The organism is Mesorhizobium sp. M0077 (assembly GCF_040322955.1).
Classification (GTDB): domain Bacteria; phylum Pseudomonadota; class Alphaproteobacteria; order Rhizobiales; family Rhizobiaceae; genus Mesorhizobium.
This window is the reverse complement of record NZ_JAMYUL010000002.1, coordinates 535195-557956: the sequence shown is the minus strand read 5'-3', so window position 1 is coordinate 557956 and position 22762 is coordinate 535195. Positions and strand designations below refer to the sequence as shown.

Genomic DNA, 22762 nt, shown 5'->3' with positions numbered 1-22762 from the left:
GGAGGAAAGTCTCAGCCAACAGGCCGGTGCCGAAAAGCACCGGCCTTTTCTTTTCGAGCCGCCGGCGTTCCAAATTCGGCGCAAAGCCACGTTGCCGCCATATTCGCGGTGGAAGCGAGGGGTGTGGGTATGCGGCGGCGAAAGCTGTTCGCGCGCCTGTAAGGTCGCATCGCCGTCCGGTTTTTACGGCCAGGTGACGCAGGTCATGGTTGGCTAATTCTTAACAATGCCAACTTTAAAGTGCGGGCGATATCGCCCAAAATCGAGCACGTAGCCGAACGCTGCAACAGCCAAACGCTACAAGCCAACACGACAAGAATGTCTGGAACGTCCATGAGAACCAGCCGCCGCTTTTTCCTTTCCGGAGCTTCAGCGCTCGCCGTTGCCATGGTTGCCAATGCCGCCAGCGCGCAGGATGTCATCGACGACATCCTGAAGTCTTCGAACCGTGGCAATTGGGACGACCAGTTCGACGCCCGCGCCTCCGAAGGCGGCAAGGTCGCCTCGACGCTGCCGATCTTCAGCCTACAGACGGTCGCCTTCACCGAACAGGCTGTGGCGCAGTATCAGAACATCGTCGCCCAGGGCGGTTGGGGCGAGGTGCCGGCGACAAAGAAGCTGCAGCTTGGCGTCGACGATCCGGACGTGGTGCCGCTGCGCAAGCGGCTGATGGTTTCGGGCGACCTGGCGCAGAGCGCCGGCATTTCGACGTCGTTCGATTCCTATGTCGACGCCGCGGTCAAGCGCTTCCAGGCGCGCCATGGCCTGCCGGCCGACGGCGCCATGGGCAAATACACCTATGCCGCGATGAACGTTTCGGCGCAGATCCGCCTCGGTCAGCTGCAGACCAATCTGGAGCGCCTGCGCGAAAAGGCCGGCACGCTGGGCAGCCGTTATGTGCTGGTCGATATCCCGGCGGCACAGATCGAGGCGGTCGAGAACGATCGCGTCGTGCTGCGCCACACCGCAATCGTCGGCAAGATCGACCGCCAGACCCCGGTGGTCAATTCCAAGATCAACGAGATCATCGTCAATCCTTACTGGAACGCGCCGGTCTCGATCGTGCGCAAGGACATCATTCCGCTGATGCGGAAGAACCCCGACTATCTCAAGGACAGCCACATCCGCCTGTTTGCGCCGGATGGCAGCGAAGTCGATCCGATGACTGTCGACTGGTCGACGGACGATGCCGCAAAATACCGCTTCCGCCAGGATCCGGGCTCCGGCAACGCCATGGCTTCGGTCAAGATCAACTTCCCCAGCCCCGACGGCGTCTACATGCACGACACGCCGCAGCAGAGCCTGTTCGGCAAGATGATGCGCTTCGATTCCTCGGGCTGCGTGCGTGTCCAGAACGTGCGCGACCTCGTCACATGGATCCTGCGCGACACGCCCGGCTGGGACCGCCAGCATTTCGAGGCGACCATCAAGACCGGCGAGAACACGCCGGTGCAGGTCGTCAACCCGGTCCCGGTCCACTTCCTCTATGTGTCGGCCTGGTCGACGGGTTCGGGAGTCGTGCAGTTCCGCGACGACGTCTACGCGCTCGATGGCGCCAGCGAACTGCAGATCACCTCTTCGCTTTAAGCGGCTGATCTCAGTCAGGAAAGGCCACCGCAAGTGGCCTTTCCGTTCGAAGTCCCACGAGGCGGGGCTGGTGGCGCCGGCCATGCGCCAGGCTTGCCGCCGCCGAGAACATCGTCGCCGGCTACCGGCGCCGCATCGCCACCTCGGACGAGGCCGACGACGCCCGGACGGAGGCCCGCGAAGCCGGGCGGCTGGAGCTCGAAATGCGGCTTGCCGGCATCGAGGCCGAGCGCATCGCCGTGCGCGACATGTTAAGCAGCGGCGCGATCAACGACCATACGGCGCGGGCGCTGTTTACCGAGATCACGCTCACCGAAGCCTTGCTGCAGGGGCGGCAGGAGCGAAAATAGCGGTTCAGGGCCGCTCTGGCGCAATCCGGCCAGCAAATTTCGCGCTGCAAACGTGGCGAGGCGAAAACAACTGTGTTAATGGCGCGGCAATGCATGTCGCCCGGAACCGTGCAGCGGTTTCGGGGCAACGATATGCATAGATAAATGCCCCGAACCGAAGGATTTCAGGCCATGGCAACTGCAGCGGCAGCGTCGAACAAATTCGAATCCTTCTTCGAAACCACGCTGGAAGATGCCGATCCGGAGATCTTCGGCTCGATCCGCAACGAGCTTGGCCGCCAGCGTCACGAGATCGAGCTGATCGCCTCGGAAAACATCGTTTCGCGCGCCGTGCTCGAGGCGCAGGGCTCGATCATGACCAACAAATACGCCGAGGGTTATCCGGGCAAGCGCTATTATGGCGGCTGCCAGTTCGTCGACGTCGCCGAGGAACTCGCTATCGAGCGCGCCAAAAAGCTGTTCGGCTGCAACTTCGCCAATGTCCAGCCGAATTCCGGCAGCCAGATGAACCAGGCGGTCTTCCTGGCGCTCTTGCAGCCCGGCGACACCTTCATGGGCCTCGACCTGAATTCCGGCGGCCACCTGACGCACGGCTCGCCCGTCAACATGAGCGGCAAATGGTTCAAGGTCATTTCCTACGGCGTGCGCAAGGACGACCATCTGCTCGACATGGACGCGATCGAAAAGACCGCGCATGAGACCAAGCCGAAGCTGATCCTGGCCGGCGGCACCGCCTATTCGCGCATCTGGGACTGGAAGCGCTTTCGCGAGATCGCCGATGCGGTCGGCGCCTATCTGATGGTCGACATGGCCCATATCGCCGGCCTGGTTGCCGGCGGCGTGCATCCGTCACCGCTGCCGCACGCCCATGTGGTCACCACAACCACGCACAAGTCGCTGCGCGGCCCGCGCGGCGGCATGATCCTGTGCAATGACGAGGACATCGCCAAGAAGATGAACTCGGCGGTTTTCCCCGGCCTGCAGGGCGGGCCGCTGATGCATGTCATCGCCGCCAAGGCGGTCGCCTTTGGCGAGGCGCTGAAGCCGAGTTTCAAACTCTATGCCGAGAGCGTCGCCGCCAACGCCAAGGCGCTGGCGTCGAGCCTCAAGGAAACCGGCCTCGACATCGTCTCCGGCGGCACCGACAATCATCTGATGCTGGTCGATCTCAGGCCCAAGAACGCCACCGGCAAGCGCGCCGAGGCAGCGCTCGGCCGCGCCAACATCACCTGCAACAAGAACGGCATCCCGTTCGATCCGGAAAAGCCTTTCGTCACCTCTGGCGTGCGTCTGGGCACGCCGGCCGGCACCACGCGCGGCTTCGGCCATGCCGAGTTCCGCGAGATCGGCAAGCTGATCGCCGAAGTGCTGGACGGGCTGAAGGTCGCCAATTCCGACGAAGGCAATGCGGCGGTCGAGGCGGCGGTGAAGGCCAAGGTCGTGGCGCTGACCGATCGTTTCCCGCTCTATCCCTATCTCGGTTGACCGCCAGCGGCGCTTCGTCTTTTATCCCGCGCTCTGCGCCGGTTGCTGTTCGGGCGGCGCGGCCTGTTGGAGATCTGACGATGCGCATGTTCCATCCTGCCGTTCTGGCCTTTCTCGGCTCGCTTGCCGCTGTCGCCGTGTCGGGCGCGATCGCCCAGGAGCAGACGCAGCCGGGCACGGATATCCCGGGCACCAACACCTTTCGCAGGTGGACCACCATCATTGATGCGCTCGACACCGGCCAGGATTCGCACAAGACCTGTGCGGCCTCCACGGCCTTTCTCGACGGCAACGGCAATGCCGGCACGCTGACGCTTTCGATCTCGACTGGCGACGCCCTGCCGCCCGATGCCTATCCGGCGATCATGTTCACGATCGCCAACAAGGACCTGCCGACCGGCAAGAAGATCGCCGCGACCTTTGGCGACCCCGGCGTCAAGGTTTCCGCGACCGTCTATTCCAATGATGCCGGCCGCCCGAGCTGGACCGTCGACAACCAGGTCAAGACCAGTCTCGCTTTGTTGCGGGCCATGCGCCAGGTCATCTCGCTCGATGTGACGTTCGGCAAGCAGGCTGTCGCCAGCATCCCGATGGATGGCTTCACCAAGGCCTACCGCAACCTCGGAACGTCCTGCGGCTTCCCGACCAAGGACGTCGCCCCCTGACATATCTGGCGCGGCTGGCAATTTTCCTCCCGCCTCGCTATCTCTGAGGGCGCGAGCGGCCGTTGCCGAACCTTTGCCGTCCCGGCAAAAACCTCTAAGCCTATCGTTCCGCCAGAATCGCCAACCTGAAGGCTCTCCATGCGCTGTCCCTATTGCCAGTCCGAAGATACGCAGGTGAAGGATTCGCGCCCCGCCGAGGATGGCGCCGCGATCCGCCGGCGGCGCGTCTGTCCCGATTGCGGTGGCCGTTTCACCACTTTCGAGCGCGTCCAGTTGCGCGACCTCGTGGTGGTGAAGAAGTCCGGCAGAAAGGTGCCGTTCGACCGCGACAAGCTCTTGCGTTCGGTGGAGATCGCGGTGCGCAAGCGCAATGTCGATCCCGAGCGCATCGACCGCGCCGTCACCGGCATCGTGCGCCAGCTCGAAAGCTCCGGCGAGACTGAAATCGCCTCGGGCGAGGTCGGCCGGCTCGTCATGGAAGCGCTGAAGTCGCTCGACGACGTCGCCTATGTCCGCTTCGCCTCTGTCTATCGCAATTTCCGTGAGGCCAAGGATTTCCACGATGTGCTGGGTGAGCTCAAAGGCGACGAGCTCAAGGGCGACGAGCTGAAGAGCGAAGAGGACGCCGGCTGAGCATGGCAACCCAAACGTCAGGGAAGGCCGATCAGCAGGCTCTCGATCGCGGTTTCATGGCGGCAGCGCTGAGGCTCTCGCGCAGAAATGCCGGCCGCACCTCGACCAACCCTTCGGTCGGCACCATCATCGTTCGCGACGATGGCCCCGGCCCGATGATCGTCGGCACAGGGGTCACCGCCGTTGGCGGCCGGCCGCATGCCGAGACCGAGGCGCTGACTGAAGCCGGCGAGTTGGCGCGCGGCGCCACGGCCTATGTCACGCTGGAGCCCTGCGCCCACCATGGCCGCACCCCGCCTTGCGCCAACGCGCTGGTCAATGCCGGAGTGGCGCGGGTGGTGGGCGCCGCCAGCGATCCCGATCCGCGCGTCTCCGGCAAAGGCTATGCCATCCTGCGCGCCGCCGGCATCGAAGTGGTCGAAAAGGTGCTGGCCGAGGAAGCCGCCGAGCAGATGGCCGGCTATTTGATTCGGTCCCTGAAAAAGCGCCCGGAAGTGATTCTGAAGCTTGCGCTTTCCAGCGACGGCAAGATCGGCAGGCATGGCGCCGGCCAGGTCGCGATCACCGGCGATATCGCCCGCCGCGAAGTCTATCTGATGCGCGCCGAAGCCGATGGCATACTGGTCGGCATCGGCACGGCGCTGGAGGATGATCCCGCGCTCACCGTGCGGCTGCCGGGGCTGGAGAACCGCTCGCCGGCGCGCATCGTGCTCGACCGCCAGATCAGGCTGCCGGAAGCCTCGAAGCTGGTCTCCGGCACCGACCGGGTGCCGCTCTATGTCGCCGCGAGCCTGGAGGCTGATCCGCTACGGCGGTCGGTGCTGGAGCGTGCCGGCGTGCGCTTCATCGGCACCGAAACCCATGAAGGCGGCGTGGCCTTGCCGGAACTGCTCGAGGATCTCGGCGCGCTCGGCATGGCCAGCGTTCTGGTCGAAGGCGGCGCCAAGGTGGCCAGCGCCTTCCTCGCCGAAGGACTGATCGACCGCATCGTGCTGTTCCAGGGACCGGAAGCGATCGGCGAGGGCGGCATTGCATCGCCCATCGACGCCAACCATATCCCGGCAGGCTTCCGCAAATTGCGCGAGATGCGCTTCGGGGAAGACAGCTATGCCGAATGGGTGAGAGATATCTGAAATGTTCACTGGAATTGTCACCGATATCGGCACCGTCGCGGCCGTCAAGCCGCTGAGCGAAGGCGTCGGCCTGCGCATCGACACCGCCTATGACCCCGCGACGATCGCCATCGGTGCCTCGATCTCCTGCGGCGGCGTCTGCCTGACGGTGACGGCGCTGCCAGATGGCGGCTCGAACGCCCGCTGGTTCGAGGTCGAAGCCTGGGAAGAGGCACTGAGGCTGACCACGGCGTCGGGCTGGAAATCAGGCACCAAGGTCAATCTCGAGCGGGCACTGAAGATCGGCGACGAACTCGGCGGCCACATCGTGTCGGGTCATGTCGATGGCATGGCCGAAATCGCCGAGCGCAAGGATGAAGGCGATGCCGTTCGCTTCACGCTGGAGGCGCCGCGCGAACTGGCGAAATTCATCGCGCCCAAAGGGTCCGTCGCACTCGACGGCACCTCACTCACCGTCAACAAGGTCGAAGGCGCCCGTTTCGACGTGCTTTTGATCCATCATTCGCTGACCGTGACCACCTGGGGCGAGCGCAAGGTCGGCGACAAGGTCAACCTCGAGATCGACACCATGGCCCGCTACGCCGCGCGGCTGGTCGAGGCCGCGAAGGAAGGTTTGTGATGACAAGAGACGAAATTCACTTCGGGCAGCGGGAAGAGCTCCACACTGAGGACGCGCTCGGCCTCAGTTTGTCGGTCAACGATCGCAAGGTTTTCCCTGAAGCTCTGATCAATGCTCAGCCCATAAACGATCGTCTTCGCGATACAGTGCGTCGGTATCGCGAGGCTACCGGTATCTGACGGCCTCACCTCCAGCAATCTTCCGCTTGCGATCAAACCGGCTTCGGCCTAAGTCACCGGCTACCCCCGGAGACATTCATGGCAGGCACATCCCAACACGGCAAAGCGTTCATTCGCCCGAAGAAGAAGGCCCACCTTCTGATCATCGAGGCGCGCTTTCATGACGATCTTGCCGACGCGCTGCTCGACGGCGCGACGAGCGCGCTCGACGAAGCCGGCGCGACCTATGACGTCATCACCGTTCCCGGTTCGCTGGAAATTCCAGCAGTGATCACTTTTGCGCTCGACGGCATGGGCGAGGGCGGCAAGGACTATGATGGTTTTGTCGCGCTCGGCACCATCATTCGTGGCGACACTTATCATTTCGACATCGTCGCCAATGAATCGAGCCGCGCGCTGATGGATCTCTCGGTGCAGGAAGCGATTGCGATCGGCAACGGCATCCTGACCACCGAGAACGACGCGCAGGCCTGGACGCGCGCCAAGCGCTCGGAGGGCGACAAGGGCGGCTTTGCCGCGCGCGCGGCGCTGACCATGATCGCGCTCAAGGAGAAGCTGGGAGCGCAATCGTGAGCGAACCCGCTTCGCCCGGCCAGCCCGCGACACGCCATGCCAATAAGCGTGGCGCCGCCCGTCTGGCCGCCGTGCAGGCGCTTTACCAGATGGACGTGGCCGGCAGCGGCGTCTTCGAGATCACCGCCGAATACGAGGCGTTCCGGCTCGGCAAGGAAGTCGACGGCGCGCTTTATCGGGAGGCCGACGCGCAGTGGTTCCGCGCCATCCTGGCCGGCGTCGTCGAGAACCAGACGACCATCGATCCGATCATACGCCAGGCGCTGACGGAAGACTGGCCGCTGTCCAGACTCGATTCGACGTTGCGCGCCATCCTGCGCGCTGGCGTCTACGAACTGATGAAGCGCGACGACGTGCCGGTGGCCGTCATCGTTTCGGAATATGTCGACATCGCCAAGGCCTTCTACGAGGAAGACGAGCCGAAGCTGACCAACGCCGTGCTCGACCGTGTGTCGCGCCGGGTGCGGGGCGAGGGGCGCGGCAAGGACGCATTGTGACCGGCACCGTCCCCGGCGCAGCAAGGGAAGCGCGCCGCACGGCGATCATCCTGGCGACGTCGCAGGCGATTATCGGTTCGGCCGCGCCGATTGCCATTTCCATGGGCGGGCTGGCCGGGCAATATCTGCTTGGCCCCGATAAGTCGCTGGCAACGGCGCCAATCACCGGCTTCAACATCGGCGTGGCGCTCGGCGCGTTGCCGGCCGCGGCCATCATCCGCTGGCTCGGCCAGCGCGGCGGCTTCATGACCGGCACCATCGTGACCGCGCTTGGCGGCGTCATCTCCACGCTGGCACTGTTCCACGCCAGCTTCTGGCTGTTCGCTTTCGCGCTGCTGGTGATCGGCGTCGGCGGCGCCTTCGTCCAGCAGTTCCGCTTCGCCGCCGCCGATAATGCTCCGCCCGAATTCAAGGCGCGCGCCATTTCCTTCGTGCTGGCCGGCGGCGTCATCACCGCGATCCTCGGGCCGCAGATCGTCATCTTCACCCGCGAATTGCTGGCGCCGGTGATGTTTGCCGGCTCGTTCGTGGCCATTCCGGTTCTGGCGGCGGCCGGCGCCATCATCCTGTCATTCCTGCGCATCCCGGCCAAGGCTCCCGGCCACGCGGAAGTCGCGTCAAGCGACGCGCGGCCGCTGTCCGAGATCGTCACCCGGCCGCGTTTCGTCGCGGCACTGTTTTGCGCCGTCGGCAGCTATGCGCTGATGAGTTTCGTCATGACCGGCGCGCCGCTGGCCATGGTCGGCTGCGGCCTGTCGACGGACGACGCCACGCTCGGCATTTCCTGGCATGTGATGGCGATGTTTGCGCCGAGCTTCTTCACCGGATCGCTGATCCATCGCTTCGGCGCCGAACGCATCGTCGCAACCGGCCTGGTCCTGCTCATCGGCTGCGCCGCGGTGGCATTGTCCGGCCTGCATCTATGGCAGTTCTGGACGGCGCTGATCCTGCTTGGCCTCGGCTGGAATTTTGCCTTCATCGGCGCCACCTCCATGGTCGCCGACAGCTACCATCCGTCCGAAAAGAGCAAGGTGCAGGGCTTCCACGACTTCGTCCTGTTCGGCTCCGTCGCCTTCGCCTCGCTAATGTCGGGCGCCATCTACAATGCGTGGGGCTGGGAGATGCTGAACTGGCTGGTTTTCCCGGTCGTCGCCCTCTGCTTCGTCGCCCTTGGCGCGCTCAAACTGACCGGATCACGCAAAGCCCGCGCCTGATCCGGTTCTATCTTTGGCTTGGCACGACCTGTCAGCATGGCGTCGGCCGAAATCGCGGCGACCGCACAAAATTATTGCGTCTGTACCCATTGTTATGAAACCGTGTGCCCCGACGGGGCGTTGGAGCCATGCTCATATGCGGCCACCGCATTTCGGTCCAAAGCAAGGGGTTTTCACAATGTTTTCAGTCAAGATTCTGGCCGGGGCGGCGTTGGCGCTCGGCATCACGGCCGCCTCCGCCAATGCCCAGGTGGTCGTCTCCTCGAAGATCGACACCGAGGGCGGCGTGCTCGGCAACATCATCCAGCTTGTGCTCAACGCCAACAACATCAAGACCACCGACCGCATCCAGCTCGGCGGCACGCCGGTCGTACGCAAGGCGATCACTGCCGGCGAGATCGACATCTATCCCGAGTACACCGGCAATGCCGCTTTCTTCTTCGAGAAGGCCGACGATCCGGTCTGGAAGGATGCCGCCAAGGCCTATGAGACCGCCAAGAAGCTCGACTATGATGCCAACAAGATCGTCTGGCTGTCGCCGTCACCGGCCAACAACACCTGGGCGATCGCGCTGCGCAAGGAGGTTGCCGAGACCAACAAGCTGGCGACCCTGACCGACTTCGGCAAATACGTCGCCGGCGGCGGCACGGTGGTTTTGGCGGCGTCGGCTGAGTTCGTCAATTCGGCGGCAGCCCTGCCGGCGTTCCAGACCACTTACGGCTTCACGCTGAAGCCCGAGCAGTTGATCACGCTTTCGGGCGGCGACACCGCCGCGACAATAGGTGCTGCCGCCAACCAGACCAACGGCGCCAACGCCGCCATGGTCTACGGCACCGACGGCGGCATCGCGCCGTCCGGCCTGGTCGTGCTCGCCGACGACAAGGGCGTGCAGCCGGTCTACCAGCCGGCGCCGATCATCCGCGAAGCGGTGCTGAAAGAGCATCCGGAGATCGAGACGCTGTTGAAGCCGGTGTTCGCCAAGCTCGACCTCGTCACGCTGCAGGAACTCAACGGCCGCGTCCAGGTCGGCGGCGAGCCGGTCAAGGGTGTCGCCGAGGACTTTTTGAAGAAGAACGGGTTTTTGAAGTAGTCAGCGCATAGCTGATCGTGACGCTGGTGCGAGACACCCCTCTCTGGAAGCTGCTGATCTCCCCCCTTGCGGGGGAGATGTCCGGCAGGACAGAGGGGGGTGCTGTCCCGCCGACCTCACAACCGGTAGCAGGTGCGTGCCTCGACAGGGTTGCTTCCGAACAGGCCGACGCTCGAAAGCTGACGATCCTTCACACCCCCCTCTGGCCTGCCGGCCATCTCCCCCGCAAGGGGGGAGATCGGACTTCGCGTCGGCTTGCGCCGATCAACAGCGTAGTCTGCGCAACGTGGAAAATCGCTCCTCATGAGGGGCATCCATGACCCTGCGTTTCGACAAGCTCGGCATGGTTATCGCGGCGATCGTTGCCTATGCGGCGTTTCTGGCTCCGTTCGCCACCTTCCGCGCCAATCGTATCGTACCCGGTCAGGCGCGCTCGGTCCTGGAGGCGCTGCCGGCCACAGTCGGGCCGCTACTGCTGGCGATCGTCGTCGTGGCCGCAATTGTTGCCTTGCTGAAAACCCCGCTTGTCCTGCGCCTGGCCGCAAGCGTCGTGGCGCTCGCCGCCCTTGCCATCCTGATCGGTGTCGCCGGCACCTTCCTGATGCCGGCCGGCAACACCTTCGCCCGCATCTCGCCGGCTTCCGGGTTCTGGCTGTTGATCTTTGCCTTCACATTGTTGCTCGCCGACGTGCTGACCAGGCTCAACCTGTCGCCACCGGCCCGCGTCGGCGTGCTCGTCGTCGCGGCGCTGGCCATCGGCTTGTTGCTAATATCGGGGCAGTGGGACAGCCTGTCGATCCTCAAGGAATATGCAAACCGCGCCGATAGTTTCTGGGCCGAAGGCTCCAAGCACATCACACTGGCGCTGGGGTCGCTGGCGGCGGCGGTGATCGTCGGCCTGCCGCTCGGCATCCTGTGCCACCGCGTCGAACGGTTGCGGGCCGGCGTGCTCAATGTGCTCAACATCGTCCAGACCATACCCTCGATCGCGCTGTTCGGCCTGCTGATCGCGCCGCTCGGCTGGGTCGCCGCGCATGTTCCGGGTGCCGCAGCGCTCGGTGTCAGAGGCATCGGCACCGCGCCGGCCTTCGTTGCCTTGTTCCTCTATTCGCTGCTGCCGGTGGTGGCCAACACCGTGGTCGGGCTTGCTGGCGTACCCCGCGCGGCCAATGATGCAGCTCGCGGCATGGGCATGACCGATGGCCAGCGCCTGTTCGGCGTCGAGTTTCCGTTGGCCTTTCCGGTGATCCTCACCGGCATCCGCATCGTGCTGGTGCAGAACATCGGCCTGGCCACCATCGCCGCACTGATCGGCGGCGGCGGCTTTGGCGTCTTCGTCTTCCAGGGCGTCGGCCAGACCGCAATGGACCTGGTGCTGCTCGGCGCCGTGCCGACGGTGGCGCTGGCCTTCGCCGCGGCCATCATCCTCGACGCAGTGATCGAAATGACCGCCACCAGGCGCAGGGTTGAAACGGCATGATCGAGATCGAAGGCATTACCAAGCGCTATGACGCGACGACCGTGGTCGACGACGTGTCCATGGTCGTCGAGCCGCGCACGGTTTGCGTCATTGTCGGTACCTCCGGTTCCGGCAAGACGACGCTGCTGCGAATGATCAACCGGCTGGTCGAGCCGACCGCCGGCGTCATCAAGCTCGACGGCAACGACAACCGCTCGCTGCCCGGCTACGAACTGCGCCGCAGCATCGGCTACGCCATCCAGGGCCACGGCCTGTTCCCGCACCGCACCGTTGCGCAGAACATCGCCACCGTGCCGGTCCTGCTGGGCTGGGACAAGGACCGCATCAAGGCCCGCGTCGATGAGTTGATGACACTCTACCAGCTCGACCCCGAGGCCTATGGCCAGCGCTACCCGCACGAACTGTCCGGCGGGCAACAGCAGCGTGTCGGCGTCGCGCGCGCGCTCGCCGCCGAGCCCAATGTGCTTCTGATGGACGAGCCGTTCGGCGCACTCGACCCGATCATCCGCACCAAGGCGCAGGAAGATCTGCTGGCGATCCAGAAGCGCTTCGGCACCACCATCATCCTCGTCACCCACGACATGGAGGAGGCGGTCCACATGGGCGACAAGATCGCCGTCATGGATGCCGGAAAGCTGGTGCAATACGCCAAGCCGGAAGAGATCCTGGCGTGGCCGGCGAACGCCTTCGTCGAAACCCTGGTCGGCGCCAGCGAAAAGCCGTTCCGGCTCTTGTCGCTCGGCCGCGTGCGCGACGCCGTGGAAAAGGGGTCTGCCGAAGGCGAGGCGATCCCAGGCGACGCCAGCCAGCGCGACGCGCTGGCCGAGCTTCTGTGGTCGGGCCGGCCGGCGCTGCCGGTCAAGGGCGAAGACGGCAAGCCTCTCGGCCGCGTCACCGTCGACGGGCTGGTGAAGCGCGCGGCGAGACCGGCATGAAACGGGCCGGTCTAAAAGCCTGGCTGCCTTCGCTGCTCAGGCTTGCCCTGGTGGTGCTTCTCATAGCCTTCGTTACCAATCCCGGCTGGTTCGAGCCGCTGTTGAAGCCGCTGACCGAAAACAATGCGCCGGCGATCTACAATCAGGGCAGCCTGCTGACGCTGACCCTGCTGCATCTCAGGACCGTGCTGATCGCTACCGTCGCCGCAACCATCGTTGCCGTGGCGCTTGCCATCCTGGTGACCAGGCCGGCGGGCGCCGAATTCCTGCCGCTGTCGCGCAGTCTGGTGAACATCGGCCAGACCTTTCCGCCGGTGGCGGTGCTGGCGCTGGCGGTGCCCGCCGTCGGTTTCGGCGAGAAGCCGACGCTGATTGCGCTGTTTGTCTACGGCCTGCTGCCGATCTTCGAGAACGCGCTGACCGGCCTCACGACACTGCCCGGCAACATCATGGAGGCCGCGCGCGGCGCCGGCATGACGGGCTGGCAAAGGCTGATCAAGGTCGAATTGCCGCTGAGCGCGCCGATCATTCTGGGCGGCATAAGGCTGTCGGTGGTGATCAGCCTGGCCACGGCGACGATCGGTTCGACGGTTGCCGCCAAGACGCTGGGCGAGGTGATCATCGCCGGCCTGCTGTCCAACAATCTCGCCTTCGTCCTGCAAGGCGGCCTGATCGTCGCGGCGTTGGCGGTGCTGATCTATGACGGACTGTCCGCCGTCGAGCGCTATACGGCGCGCAAGATGGGGCAGGAGACTGGCGACTGATCTTCGCTGGACTGCGGGCAAAGCATTGACTGACGCGGCGTCATTTCAATCGATCTAATATCAGGGCATCGGCCATGGGAATGTTGTGGCCTAAACCTTTTGGCTGAAAGCGGGGCAAAAACCGAACAATATCTTGACGTTCCGAGCCCTGTTTCGCATACACCGCTGCGAAGGACGGATTCCGCCTAGGCTTATCCGCTCCCCGCACCAACGGCCCAGGGAGGGGTTCTTTTGGGCCATCAATCGAGGAAAATTCGGCAATGACCATCATTTCTGCCGTCATCGCCTGCGGCTTGCTTTCAATCCTTTACGCCATCTGGGCGACACGATCGGTTCTTGCAGCCGATCAGGGCAATGCACGCATGCAGGAAATCTCCGCCGCCATCCGCGAAGGCGCGCAGGCCTATCTGGCGCGCCAGTACACCACCATCGCCATCGTCGGCGTGGTCGTGCTCGTGCTCGCCTGGTGGCTGCTTTCGATCACCGCCGCAGTCGGCTTCCTGATCGGCGCCGTGCTTTCGGGCGCCGCCGGTTTCATCGGCATGCACGTCTCGGTGCGCGCCAATGTGCGCACCGCGCAGGCGGCGTCCAACAGCCTCGCCGCCGGTCTCGACATCGCCTTCAAGTCGGGCGCCATCACCGGTATGCTGGTGGCTGGCCTGGCGCTGCTCGGCGTGTCGATTTACTACTATATTCTGACCGGCCCGATGGGCCTGCAGCCCAATGACCGCATCGTCATCGATGCGCTGGTTTCGCTCGGCTTCGGCGCTTCGCTGATCTCGATCTTCGCCCGTCTGGGCGGCGGCATCTTCACCAAGGGCGCCGACGTCGGCGGCGATCTCGTGGGCAAGGTCGAAGCCGGTATTCCCGAAGACGATCCGCGCAACCCGGCCACCATCGCCGACAATGTCGGCGATAATGTCGGTGATTGCGCCGGCATGGCCGCCGACCTCTTCGAGACCTATGCGGTGACCGTCGTTGCCACCATGGTGCTGGCTGCCATCTTCTTCGGCGGAACCGCCGCTCTGGGTGCGGCGATGCTCTATCCGCTCGCTATCTGCGGTGCCTGCATCCTGACCTCGATCGTCGGCACCTTCTTCGTCAAGCTCGGTTCCAACGGCTCGATCATGGGCGCCCTCTACAAAGGCCTGATCGTCACCGGCCTGCTGTCGATCGTCGGTCTCGGTGTCGCTACCTCGGCAACCGTCGGCTGGGGCGAGGTCGGCACCGTCGCCGGCATGACCATCATCGGCAAGAACCTGTTCATCTGCGGCCTGATCGGTCTCGTTGTGACCGGTCTCATCGTGGTGATCACCGAATATTATACCGGCACCAACAAGCGCCCGGTGAACTCCATCGCCCAGGCCTCGGTGACCGGTCACGGCACCAACGTCATCCAGGGACTTGCGGTGTCGCTCGAATCGACCGCACTGCCGGCAATCGTCATCGTTGGCGGCATCATCTCGACCTACCAGCTCGCCGGCCTGTTCGGGACGGCGATCGCGGTCACCACCATGCTCGGCCTGGCCGGCATGATCGTCGCCCTCGACGCCTTCGGCCCGGTCACCGACAATGCCGGCGGCATTGCCGAAATGGCCGGCCTGCCCAAGGAAGTGCGCCACTCCACCGACGCGCTCGACGCGGTCGGCAACACCACCAAGGCGGTGACCAAGGGCTATGCCATCGGTTCGGCCGGTCTTGGCGCGCTGGTGCTGTTTGCGGCCTATTCGAACGATTTGAAGTTCTTTGCCGCCAATGGCGACAAATATCCATACTTCCAGGGCATGGGCGATGTCTCCTTCGACCTCTCCAATCCCTATGTTGTCGCCGGCCTGATCTTTGGCGGCCTGATCCCGTACCTGTTCGGCGGCATCGCCATGACGGCGGTCGGCCGCGCGGCGGGCGCCATCGTCGAGGAGGTGCGCAAGCAGTTCCGCGAGGACCCGGGCATCATGGCCGGCACCTCCAAGCCGAACTATGCCCGCGCCGTCGACCTTCTGACCAAGGCGGCGATCCGCGAAATGATCATCCCCTCGCTGCTGCCGGTGCTGGCGCCGCTCGTCGTCTATTTCGGCGTGCAGCTGATCTCGGGCTCCAAGGCGTCCGCCTTTGCGGCACTCGGCGCCTCGTTGCTCGGCGTCATCGTCAACGGCCTGTTCGTCGCCATCTCGATGACTTCGGGCGGCGGCGCCTGGGACAATGCCAAGAAGTCGTTCGAGGACGGTTTTGTCGACAAGGACGGCGTCAAGCACCTCAAGGGCTCCGAAGCGCACAAGGCTTCGGTCACCGGCGACACGGTTGGCGATCCCTACAAGGACACCGCCGGCCCGGCGGTCAACCCGGCAATCAAGATCACCAACATCGTGGCGCTTCTGCTGCTGGCCGTGCTCGCGCACGGCTAAGGCAACGCCACTGCTTCAGGAACAAACCCGCGGGAGCGATCCCGCGGGTTTTTGTTTGAGATTTACGCTGGTGGCAGTCAACCCTCATCCGGCTCGGTCCCGGCATCGCCGCGCTTGCTGTAGCGATCGAGCAATTCGCTCACGCCAGGTTCGCGCTCAGGCATCGGCGCCAGGCCACGCAGGCGCCGCAGCTTGGCAAGGAAGGCGCCTCGCTTATACTTGCGGCGGAAGGCGCGGGCGCGGGGATGGATGCCAAGAGCCGCCATCAGCCTGCGCCTGAGATAACTCGATGCCGCGAGGCGAATGGGTTCGCCCGCGCAGCCAAGGATTTTCACGCGCAAGGCGTCCGGCGTCTGCATGGCATCCAGAAGATCCTTCTGTTCCTGCGCATTGTCGCCGAGATAGGAACCCTTGCGTATGCCGGAATGAAGCTTGATCACCGTGAGGTGCGGCATCGTCGCGATCACCGCGCCCTTTCGCCATGCCCGAAACAGCCAGTCCTGCGAGCTTTCGCAAAAGCACTGGCTGGCGGGTCGCCAAGGTCCGAGCAGGCTGAACGAAGCGCGGCGAAACATGTGTGCCGAGCCAAATCCTTCCGTCGTGACGGGGTCGTAAAAACCATCCTTGCCGATCCCGAAGATCGAATTGACAGGATTGCCGGCCGCCGACGTCGGCTGGATGACGGCACCGCGCGCCAGCACCACGTCGGCGCCCGAGGCGTCGATCCAGCCGGTCATCGCCGCCAAATGGTCGGGAAACCACAGATCGTCGTGGTTGAGCAAGGCGACGAAGCGGCCACGCGCCCTGGCAAAGCCGATATTGTTGGGACCGGACTGTTCGCCGAAATTGACGGGAAGATCGATGTAGACGATGCGGGCATCGTCAAATTCAGCGACAACGGCCGCCGTATCCGGCCTGCAACCGTCGCCGATGACCAAGGCTTCCCAGTCTTGCAACGTCTGGCGCATGACGCTGGTCAATGCCTGCCGCAGTGCTGCCGGCCGGTTGTGCGTCGCGATCACGATCGAAACCAGCGGTTCGCCGCCGGCCTGATCGCGCTGCGCCGATGCTTCCACGCTACACCAGTCTGTAGGGAATGTGGTCGGTGTCTGGCGGCAGGCGCCAATGGTCGGGCTGATCGTAGGCATAGGCCTTGTCGACGAGGTTGAGCAGCACCGCCGTCTCCGCTCCGAGCGAAACAACACCGTGCCATATTCCGGGTGGAATGATGACGACCGCCGGGCGCAACGGGCCGATAATCTTGTGCCAGACGGCGCCGAAGGTCGGCGACGCCTTGCGTCCGTCAAACAGCGAAATGCGAACGCTGCCGACGCAGCAGAACAGCCGGTCGGTCGTCACCGCATGGGCATGCCAGCCCGTCACCGCGCCGGGATACAAGGTGCGTTGGAAGACCTGGCCGACCGGCTCCGAATCGAGCTCCCACTCCTCGCGAAAGATCTCGGTCAGATAGCCGGTGGAGGTTGCGACCGGCCTGATCTCCTTGACCCTCACGCCATCGATCGTCACCGGCTCGATGGGCATCCAGTCAGGCGTGACCACTTGGCTGTCAGCCGTTCCGGTCGCCATCCAGCCTGTCGGTTTTGTCCGGGTTTTTTCCGGCACGGATGCTCCTCCCAATTCAGCGTGATGCGCCATTGGCCAGCACGGTCTGATACGAATTTGACCGGTCGCTGGCAAGTACGCGTCAAGGTTTGCTGATGGGTTTCGATCTCACGGCACTTGATGTTTTGATGCAATCGGAGGGCCGCATTGCCCAAAACATCGTTCCGTTCTGCCCAAGCCCGGACCGTTCGCCTGCTTTAATACCCCGGCCATGGCCAGGACATTGCGATCGACGCGGTGTCTGCTCGCCCTCGCGGCGATTTCGGGCAGGGAAAGGCATTTCGGCAGGAAAAGACATGGACATGTTTTTGATGACGGCTTCGCTTGCGCTGGCTGGAATTATTGCCGGCATCTACGTCTCGGGCGTAATCCATGATTTTCGCATCGATGATCTTACCGCCGGCCAGTACATGGCCATGCATCAGATGCGCGACCGGACGTTTACCCGGGTGATGCCGGTCGTCAGGCTGACGACGCTGGTGCTGATCGCGGCGCCGGCGATGTTTGCGGTCGATGCCGGCCTGCCGCGCATCCTGACGATCGTCGCCGCGGCGCTGGTGGTGATCGACATTGGCTTCACCGTCAGCCGTCAGGTGCCGCTCAACAAACAGGTGCAGAGCTGGACGCCGGTGACCATCCCCGATGATTGGGCGCAGACGCGCGACAGCTGGGCGGCCAACCACAATCTGCGCCTTGTGCTTGGACTGGCCGAATACGCCTGCCTGTTTGCCGCGGTCATCCTGACGCTCAGCCGGTGATTCAGTTTTCGCGGAACGCCGCGGCATGGGTCGGCACTTCTGCCGGCCGCCGCCGTTGAAAACAGGAGTATTGCCATGCTGCACCACGCTTCATTCAACGCCCGCGATCCGCAGGCCGTCGCCAGCGTCCTTGCCGAAATGCTTGTCGCCACCGCGGTTCGTGCGCCGTCGCCGCCATTTCCTGAGGGAGCATGGTTCGTCTGCCTCGGCGACGATTTCGGCTCGCTGATCGAAATCCTGCCGTGCGGCACGGTTCTGGACCAGCAAGCGCCGCTCGGCATCGGCTTCGACCCGAACATGCGCCTGCGCTCCGGCTCGCATGTGCTGCTCAGCACGCCCAATTCGACCGAAACCATCCAGGGCATTGCCGCCCGCATGGGCTGGCATAGCGAGCTGATCGATGCGCGCCTGTTCAAGGTGCTCAAGGTCTGGGTCGAGGACGAAACCCTCGTCGAATTCCTGACGCCCGAGATCGCACCGCTGTACCGCGCGACATTCGGCTGGGGCGGCATGGCGACACTCGACGCCAAGCTGCGCGAGCTGGAGAGCCAGATGGCGGCAGCGCTTGCCGCCAAGGCCGCGAACCAGTCGGGCCGCAAGGATGACCAACCGGCCGGTGCAATGAGTCCGTGAGCACCGGGGGGCGCCTTCTGCTGACCTCCCGAGGAGAGTTCCCAAACGGCCGCCGAGGTCAACCGGCGCCGGCGCTGTCGCCGGCTTCCGCCTTCAGCCAGTTGATGAATGATCTGGCAGGCTCCCAGGCGGAGATGGACGGGTGGACGACGACGTAGTGGTTCCAGTTCGTCGGTATGTCCGTTGTCAGGAGGCGGACGAGCCTGCCTGTGCGCAAATCGCTCTCGACCAGCGACTTCCTCGCGATGGCGACGCCCAGACCGCTCGCCGCCGCTTCGACCGCCAGCAAGGTGCCGTTCAGATTCATGCCGTCGCCAACCGTATCCAGCGGCAGATTGTTTCTCTCGAACCAGTGGCGCCAATTGGCGCCGTTCTCGTCATTTTCGGCCGTCGTGTCGAGGATGCGAAACAGTCGCAGCACATCGTGCTGGTCTCTGACCGGGCCGTTGGCGGCGAGATAGTCGGGACTGACGACAGGAAAGATCGCATCTGCCATCAGCCATTCGGTCTTGACGGCCGGATAGTGTCCGCTGCCGAAGCGCAATGCGATGTCGACTGTTCGCTGCGAAAGGTCGACGACTGCAAGATCCGCATTGATGTCGATCTCTGTTTCGGGATGCTTTTTGCGAAACCTGTGCAGGCGCGGGGCCAGCCAGCGTACGGCATGCGAAGGAATGGCGGTGACCCTCAGCCTCGTGCGCTCGTTGCGCGCGACACTCGCGATCGTGCTCTGGATTTCCAGCAATGCGCGTCGCACGCCTGCGGACAATCTTTCGCCTTCAAGCGTGAGTTCGACGCGGCGGACATGGCGGGTGAACAGAAGCACGCCGAGATCGGCTTCGAGATCGGCGATGCGGTGGCTGAGCGCGCTTGGCGTAACATTCAGCTCATCGCCGGCGCGCTTGAAGCTGCCCAGCCGGGCAATGACCTCGAAAGCCCGAATGGATTCCAGTTGTGGAAGCCGTCTTGTCATTTGCCGTTACCCTATCCTGCCCATGGGTTCCTTAGCATGAATGAACTAAGCTCATCCATAGCTTCGTAAATAGTCTTTTGTCCAAGTGCGCAAATCATTGTAGCCATCCACTGCCCCCCGATTGCCGCCGTCGGAATGAGAGGCCGTTCATGGAACGAGCCTCGACTACGAACGACAGTGAAATGAAGACAATCGCTTGGGAGTACCCCATGACTATTCGACCCCCCGAGTTTGCGCATGCGCGCTTTTCGACCGCCATGTGGCCCCGAGCCGAATGGAGAAACGTCTATTGCGACCTGTTGCGCCGGATGGTGACCGACATGGATTTTGACGTCACGGAGGAAAAGCTCTCCGTCGACGCGACCATCCTGCGGCTGCCGGGCGTCGGCATTGCCGATTCGAGGACCACCGCCTTCCGCACCATCCGTTCCAGCGCCATGGCCAAGGGGACCGATGACTACATTTTCTTCATGTGTCTGGAGGGCGCTGCCACCTTCTCGCATCTCGGCCGCGAGGCCAGCATCGAGGCCGGCCAGGCAATCCTTCTGTCCTCCTCTGATCCGCATGTGATCGAGCGGGCGATGTCGCATCATCTCTTCATCACCATCCCCAAGGCAGCGCTCGGGCCCGTGGCTGCGAATGCGGATGCCGCCCTGATGACTCCGATGTCATGCGTGGGCGAAAAGTTCTTGCTGCTGACCAGCTATGTCCGTCTGCTGATGCAGGAGCCGAACCTGGCCGCGTCCGAATTGCGCTGGCTTGCCGCCAAGCACATACAGGACCTTGTCGCGGTCGTGGTCGGGGCAACGCAGGACGCCACTGAGGTCGCCGCAGGCCGCGGCATACGCGCCGCGCGGCTGCGCGCCATCAAAGCCGATATCGAAAGCAATCTGGCTTCCGGCGATGTCGGGTCCGACGCGCTGGCCGGGCGCCACCGCGTCAGCGCGCGCTATATCAGAAAGCTGTTCGAGGGTGAGGGTACCTCGCTGTCGCAGTTCGTGCTTGGCCGGCGGCTGGCGCTGGTTTGCAGCAAGCTATCCGACCTGCGCCTGGCACACCGCACCATCGGCGCCATCGCCTTCGACGCCGGCTTCGGCGATCTCTCGACCTTCAACCACGCCTTCCGCCGGCATTTCGGCATGACGCCTTCGGAAGCGCGGCAGAGTGCGGCTGTGCACCGCGCCTCGCTGGAGCCCGGCGGCCGAACAGGCCACGCGCGGCAAAGCGCGACGGGTGTTGCGGCCGCATGACCTCAAAACAAAAGCCCGCAGGATCGCTCCCGCGGGCTTTTGGTCGCCTGAGATGGTGTCGCTTCGGGGGAAGCAAAAATCTAAGGAAGGCGGTCGCTTCTTAGGCGCCGCCGCCAGGAATGGGGGGCGCCAGCTTGCTGGCGCCTTTGATGATCTGGCTGAGGAAGTTCTGGTCCTTGCCGCCGGTCGGCGTGGTGCGCGAGATGAAGTCGAAGATCTTGCCGTCCTTCAGACCGTAATTGGCAATCTGGGTGACGCGCCCGTCCTCGCCAAAATAGACCGCGAGCACTTTCTGGTCGACCAGGCGCGGCTTGTCGAAAGCGACATAGCGCTTGCGCGTTTGCGAAATGTAATAGAACGCCTCATTGTCGAAGGTGGCTTTCGTCGATGGCGTGCCGAGCGCCAGAAGCACCTGTTCGCGGCTGGAGCCCACCGGCACCGAATCGACCGCCTGCTGGTCGATAACATAGCCCTGCGTCAGCGTCTCGCTAGGGTTAAGGTCGCCGAACATCTTGGACGAATTGCAGCCCGACAGCGCGGAAGCCACCAGCACCAGCGAAACCGCGGCGGTGGCCCCAGGCAGAAAAGTCGACTTGAATTTCAGCGCGCGCAACAACAACTCCATTAGCTGGCCGCAACTTGCGCTGGGCGGCAAAACCGGTAAACCAGCTTGCTTGCCGATGCAACAAGGCCCATTCAAACAATCGGTCCCCAGGAGACCACCCTCAATGTTCCAGCGCCTTTTTGGCCGCGAACGCAACGCCAACCGCGCTATCACCGAGGCGCTTTACGCACAAATCGTGGCGGCGGCGCGGCAGACCGTGTTTTATTCCCACTGGAATGTGCCGGATACGCCGCTCGGCCGTTTCGAGATGCTGTCGCTGCATATGTTCCTGTTTCAGCACCGGCTCCGCGGCGAAGAGGGCGTCGCGCATGAGGTCGCGCAGGTGCTGATCGACGAGTTCTTTCTCGATGTGGAGCATTCGCTGCGGGAACTGGGCGTTGGCGATGTCGGCGTGCCCAAGCGCATGAAGAGGCTGGCCAAAATGTTCTACGGCCGTACCGCCGCCTATGACGACGCGCTGGAACGCAGCGATCGCGACGCGCTTGCTGCCGCCCTGGCGCGCAATGTCAGACCCGATGCCGGCGCCTGGCCGCAAGCCTTGCCGCTGGCGTCCTATGTAATCGATGCCGCAAGGCAGCTTGAAGCACAGCCGTCCGAATCGATCGTTTCCGGTGCCGTGGCGTTTCCCGTCGCGAAAGCGGAGTGAGGAGGGGAGACCAAGATGAAACATGTGGACACGCCTAGCCCGGTCTCATTCGCGGCCAATGTCGGCCGCCTGCCCCACAAAGGTTTGCAGGTGGTGATCGACGCCGACGCCGCGCAGCGCGCAATGCTTGCGCGCGAGCACGAGCTGCTTTCTGTCGAAAACTACCGTGCTGAGCTTTTGGTGGCGCCGTGGAAGCGCAATGGCGTCAAGGTCAGCGGCCGCGTCGAGGCTGATATCACCCAGGCCTGCATCGTCACCCTTGAGCCGGTCGCGGCCCATATCGACGAAGAGGTCGAGGCGCTGTTCCTGCCCGAACAATCCAAACTCGGACGGCAAGGTTTCGAAGGCGGTGGCGAAATCCTGCTCGACGCCGAAGGGCCGGACAGCCCGGAAACTTTCTCCGGCGACACGATCGACGTCGGCGCGCTCGCCGAACAGTTCTTCGGGCTGGCGATCGATCCCTATCCGCGCAAGGCAGGCGCCTCGCTCGATGCCGCCGGCCCGGACGAGCCCGTCGAGAATGAATTCCAGCAAAAGCTGCGATCCTTGCTTGGAAAATCCTAAAACACGAAGCGATCGGAGAAAAGCCGGTTGTGCGGCAGCCCAAAACCGCTATTTTCGCCGAACCTTCGCGAGCCCCCGAATTTC

General features: G+C 63.8%; 25 protein-coding genes. 21 read left to right on the top strand and 4 right to left on the bottom strand.

From position 1 onward, the window contains the following. The first annotated feature begins 333 nt into the window (after positions 1-333). From NKJ57_RS07030 to NKJ57_RS06955, 16 genes are all read left to right on the top strand, one after another. Positions 334-1587: a L,D-transpeptidase family protein gene (locus NKJ57_RS07030; protein WP_023693255.1), complete on the top strand. Its 1254-nt coding sequence runs from the start codon at positions 334-336 to the stop codon at positions 1585-1587. Between the two features lie 203 nt (positions 1588-1790). After that, the gene (locus tag NKJ57_RS07025) at positions 1791-1937 is read left to right on the top strand and encodes a hypothetical protein (protein ID WP_245265594.1); all 147 of its coding nucleotides are present in this window, start codon (positions 1791-1793) and stop codon (positions 1935-1937) included. A 171-nt stretch (positions 1938-2108) separates the two neighbouring features. After that, positions 2109-3422, top strand: coding sequence for a serine hydroxymethyltransferase (glyA, locus tag NKJ57_RS07020; RefSeq protein ID WP_352511375.1), 1314 nt, complete (start codon positions 2109-2111; stop codon positions 3420-3422). A gap of 80 nt (positions 3423-3502) precedes the next feature. After that, positions 3503-4087 carry a hypothetical protein gene (locus NKJ57_RS07015; protein WP_023819340.1) on the top strand — a complete coding sequence of 195 codons (585 nt, stop codon included), beginning with the start codon at positions 3503-3505 and terminating at the stop codon, positions 4085-4087. A 138-nt stretch (positions 4088-4225) separates the two neighbouring features. Next, positions 4226-4720 carry a transcriptional regulator NrdR gene (gene nrdR / locus NKJ57_RS07010; RefSeq protein ID WP_023669351.1) on the top strand — a complete coding sequence of 165 codons (495 nt, stop codon included), beginning with the start codon at positions 4226-4228 and terminating at the stop codon, positions 4718-4720. Positions 4721-4722: 2 nt separating this feature from the next. Beyond that, on the top strand, positions 4723-5853 hold the full coding sequence (ribD, locus tag NKJ57_RS07005) for a bifunctional diaminohydroxyphosphoribosylaminopyrimidine deaminase/5-amino-6-(5-phosphoribosylamino)uracil reductase RibD (RefSeq protein ID WP_352511373.1): 1131 nt from the start codon (positions 4723-4725) through the stop codon (positions 5851-5853). A gap of 1 nt (position 5854) precedes the next feature. Then, positions 5855-6472 carry a riboflavin synthase gene (locus NKJ57_RS07000; RefSeq protein WP_023708666.1) on the top strand — a complete coding sequence of 206 codons (618 nt, stop codon included), beginning with the start codon at positions 5855-5857 and terminating at the stop codon, positions 6470-6472. After that, positions 6472-6651 carry a hypothetical protein gene (locus NKJ57_RS06995; RefSeq protein ID WP_352511371.1) on the top strand — a complete coding sequence of 60 codons (180 nt, stop codon included), beginning with the start codon at positions 6472-6474 and terminating at the stop codon, positions 6649-6651. Before NKJ57_RS07000 ends, NKJ57_RS06995 begins: the two co-directional genes overlap by 1 nt. Before the next feature lie 78 nt (positions 6652-6729). Then, positions 6730-7224, top strand: coding sequence for a 6,7-dimethyl-8-ribityllumazine synthase (gene ribH, locus NKJ57_RS06990; protein WP_023669354.1), 495 nt, complete (start codon positions 6730-6732; stop codon positions 7222-7224). Then, a complete protein-coding gene (nusB, locus tag NKJ57_RS06985; protein WP_023669355.1) occupies positions 7221-7721 on the top strand; it encodes a transcription antitermination factor NusB in 501 nt (166 codons plus the stop codon). Before ribH ends, nusB begins: the two co-directional genes overlap by 4 nt. Next, positions 7718-8935: an MFS transporter gene (locus NKJ57_RS06980; RefSeq protein ID WP_023705069.1), complete on the top strand. Its 1218-nt coding sequence runs from the start codon at positions 7718-7720 to the stop codon at positions 8933-8935. Before nusB ends, NKJ57_RS06980 begins: the two co-directional genes overlap by 4 nt. Before the next feature lie 178 nt (positions 8936-9113). Next, a complete protein-coding gene (gene osmF, locus NKJ57_RS06975) occupies positions 9114-10025 on the top strand; it encodes a glycine betaine ABC transporter substrate-binding protein OsmF (protein ID WP_023689505.1) in 912 nt (303 codons plus the stop codon). Positions 10026-10341: 316 nt separating this feature from the next. Further along, on the top strand, positions 10342-11505 hold the full coding sequence (locus tag NKJ57_RS06970) for an ABC transporter permease (protein ID WP_352511369.1): 1164 nt from the start codon (positions 10342-10344) through the stop codon (positions 11503-11505). Then, on the top strand, positions 11502-12440 hold the full coding sequence (locus tag NKJ57_RS06965) for an ABC transporter ATP-binding protein (RefSeq protein WP_352511368.1): 939 nt from the start codon (positions 11502-11504) through the stop codon (positions 12438-12440). Before NKJ57_RS06970 ends, NKJ57_RS06965 begins: the two co-directional genes overlap by 4 nt. Then, on the top strand, positions 12437-13204 hold the full coding sequence (locus NKJ57_RS06960; RefSeq protein WP_352511367.1) for an ABC transporter permease: 768 nt from the start codon (positions 12437-12439) through the stop codon (positions 13202-13204). Before NKJ57_RS06965 ends, NKJ57_RS06960 begins: the two co-directional genes overlap by 4 nt. Positions 13205-13464: 260 nt before the next feature. After that, positions 13465-15606 (top strand): sodium-translocating pyrophosphatase, encoded by a 2142-nt coding sequence (locus tag NKJ57_RS06955; protein WP_023689501.1) that lies wholly within the window; start codon positions 13465-13467, stop codon positions 15604-15606. A 77-nt stretch (positions 15607-15683) separates the two neighbouring features. Here the strand turns inward: NKJ57_RS06955 and NKJ57_RS06950 are convergent, their stop codons facing one another. Together NKJ57_RS06950 and NKJ57_RS06945 are read right to left on the bottom strand one after the other, a co-directional pair. After that, positions 15684-16682 (bottom strand): glycosyltransferase family 2 protein, encoded by a 999-nt coding sequence (locus NKJ57_RS06950; RefSeq protein ID WP_352511366.1) that lies wholly within the window; start codon positions 16680-16682, stop codon positions 15684-15686. 1 nt (position 16683) lies between these two features. After that, positions 16684-17229: a dTDP-4-dehydrorhamnose 3,5-epimerase family protein gene (locus NKJ57_RS06945; protein ID WP_245265717.1), complete on the bottom strand. Its 546-nt coding sequence runs from the start codon at positions 17227-17229 to the stop codon at positions 16684-16686. 296 nt (positions 17230-17525) lie between these two features. Between NKJ57_RS06945 and NKJ57_RS06940 the strand changes: the two genes are divergently transcribed. Both NKJ57_RS06940 and NKJ57_RS06935 read left to right on the top strand, forming a co-directional pair. Continuing rightward, positions 17526-17987 carry an anthrone oxygenase family protein gene (locus NKJ57_RS06940; RefSeq protein WP_352511365.1) on the top strand — a complete coding sequence of 154 codons (462 nt, stop codon included), beginning with the start codon at positions 17526-17528 and terminating at the stop codon, positions 17985-17987. A 75-nt stretch (positions 17988-18062) separates the two neighbouring features. Next, positions 18063-18620: a hypothetical protein gene (locus tag NKJ57_RS06935; RefSeq protein ID WP_023705063.1), complete on the top strand. Its 558-nt coding sequence runs from the start codon at positions 18063-18065 to the stop codon at positions 18618-18620. Between the two features lie 58 nt (positions 18621-18678). Here the strand turns inward: NKJ57_RS06935 and NKJ57_RS06930 are convergent, their stop codons facing one another. Continuing rightward, positions 18679-19593, bottom strand: a complete 915-nt coding sequence (locus NKJ57_RS06930; RefSeq protein WP_352511364.1) for a LysR substrate-binding domain-containing protein — start codon at positions 19591-19593, stop codon at positions 18679-18681. Between the two features lie 209 nt (positions 19594-19802). Between NKJ57_RS06930 and NKJ57_RS06925 the strand changes: the two genes are divergently transcribed. After that, positions 19803-20843, top strand: a complete 1041-nt coding sequence (locus NKJ57_RS06925) for a helix-turn-helix domain-containing protein (protein ID WP_352511363.1) — start codon at positions 19803-19805, stop codon at positions 20841-20843. A gap of 100 nt (positions 20844-20943) precedes the next feature. Here NKJ57_RS06925 and NKJ57_RS06920 read toward each other — a convergent pair whose 3' ends face one another. After that, the gene (locus tag NKJ57_RS06920; protein ID WP_023669368.1) at positions 20944-21456 is read right to left on the bottom strand and encodes an outer membrane protein assembly factor BamE; all 513 of its coding nucleotides are present in this window, start codon (positions 21454-21456) and stop codon (positions 20944-20946) included. A gap of 115 nt (positions 21457-21571) precedes the next feature. On the opposite strand from NKJ57_RS06920, the gene NKJ57_RS06915 reads away from it, so the two are divergent. Both NKJ57_RS06915 and NKJ57_RS06910 read left to right on the top strand, forming a co-directional pair. Then, positions 21572-22114 (top strand): ubiquinol-cytochrome C chaperone family protein, encoded by a 543-nt coding sequence (locus tag NKJ57_RS06915; RefSeq protein ID WP_023669369.1) that lies wholly within the window; start codon positions 21572-21574, stop codon positions 22112-22114. Between the two features lie 15 nt (positions 22115-22129). Continuing rightward, the gene (locus NKJ57_RS06910) at positions 22130-22678 is read left to right on the top strand and encodes a YceD family protein (RefSeq protein WP_027049589.1); all 549 of its coding nucleotides are present in this window, start codon (positions 22130-22132) and stop codon (positions 22676-22678) included. Positions 22679-22762: the final 84 nt, after the last annotated feature.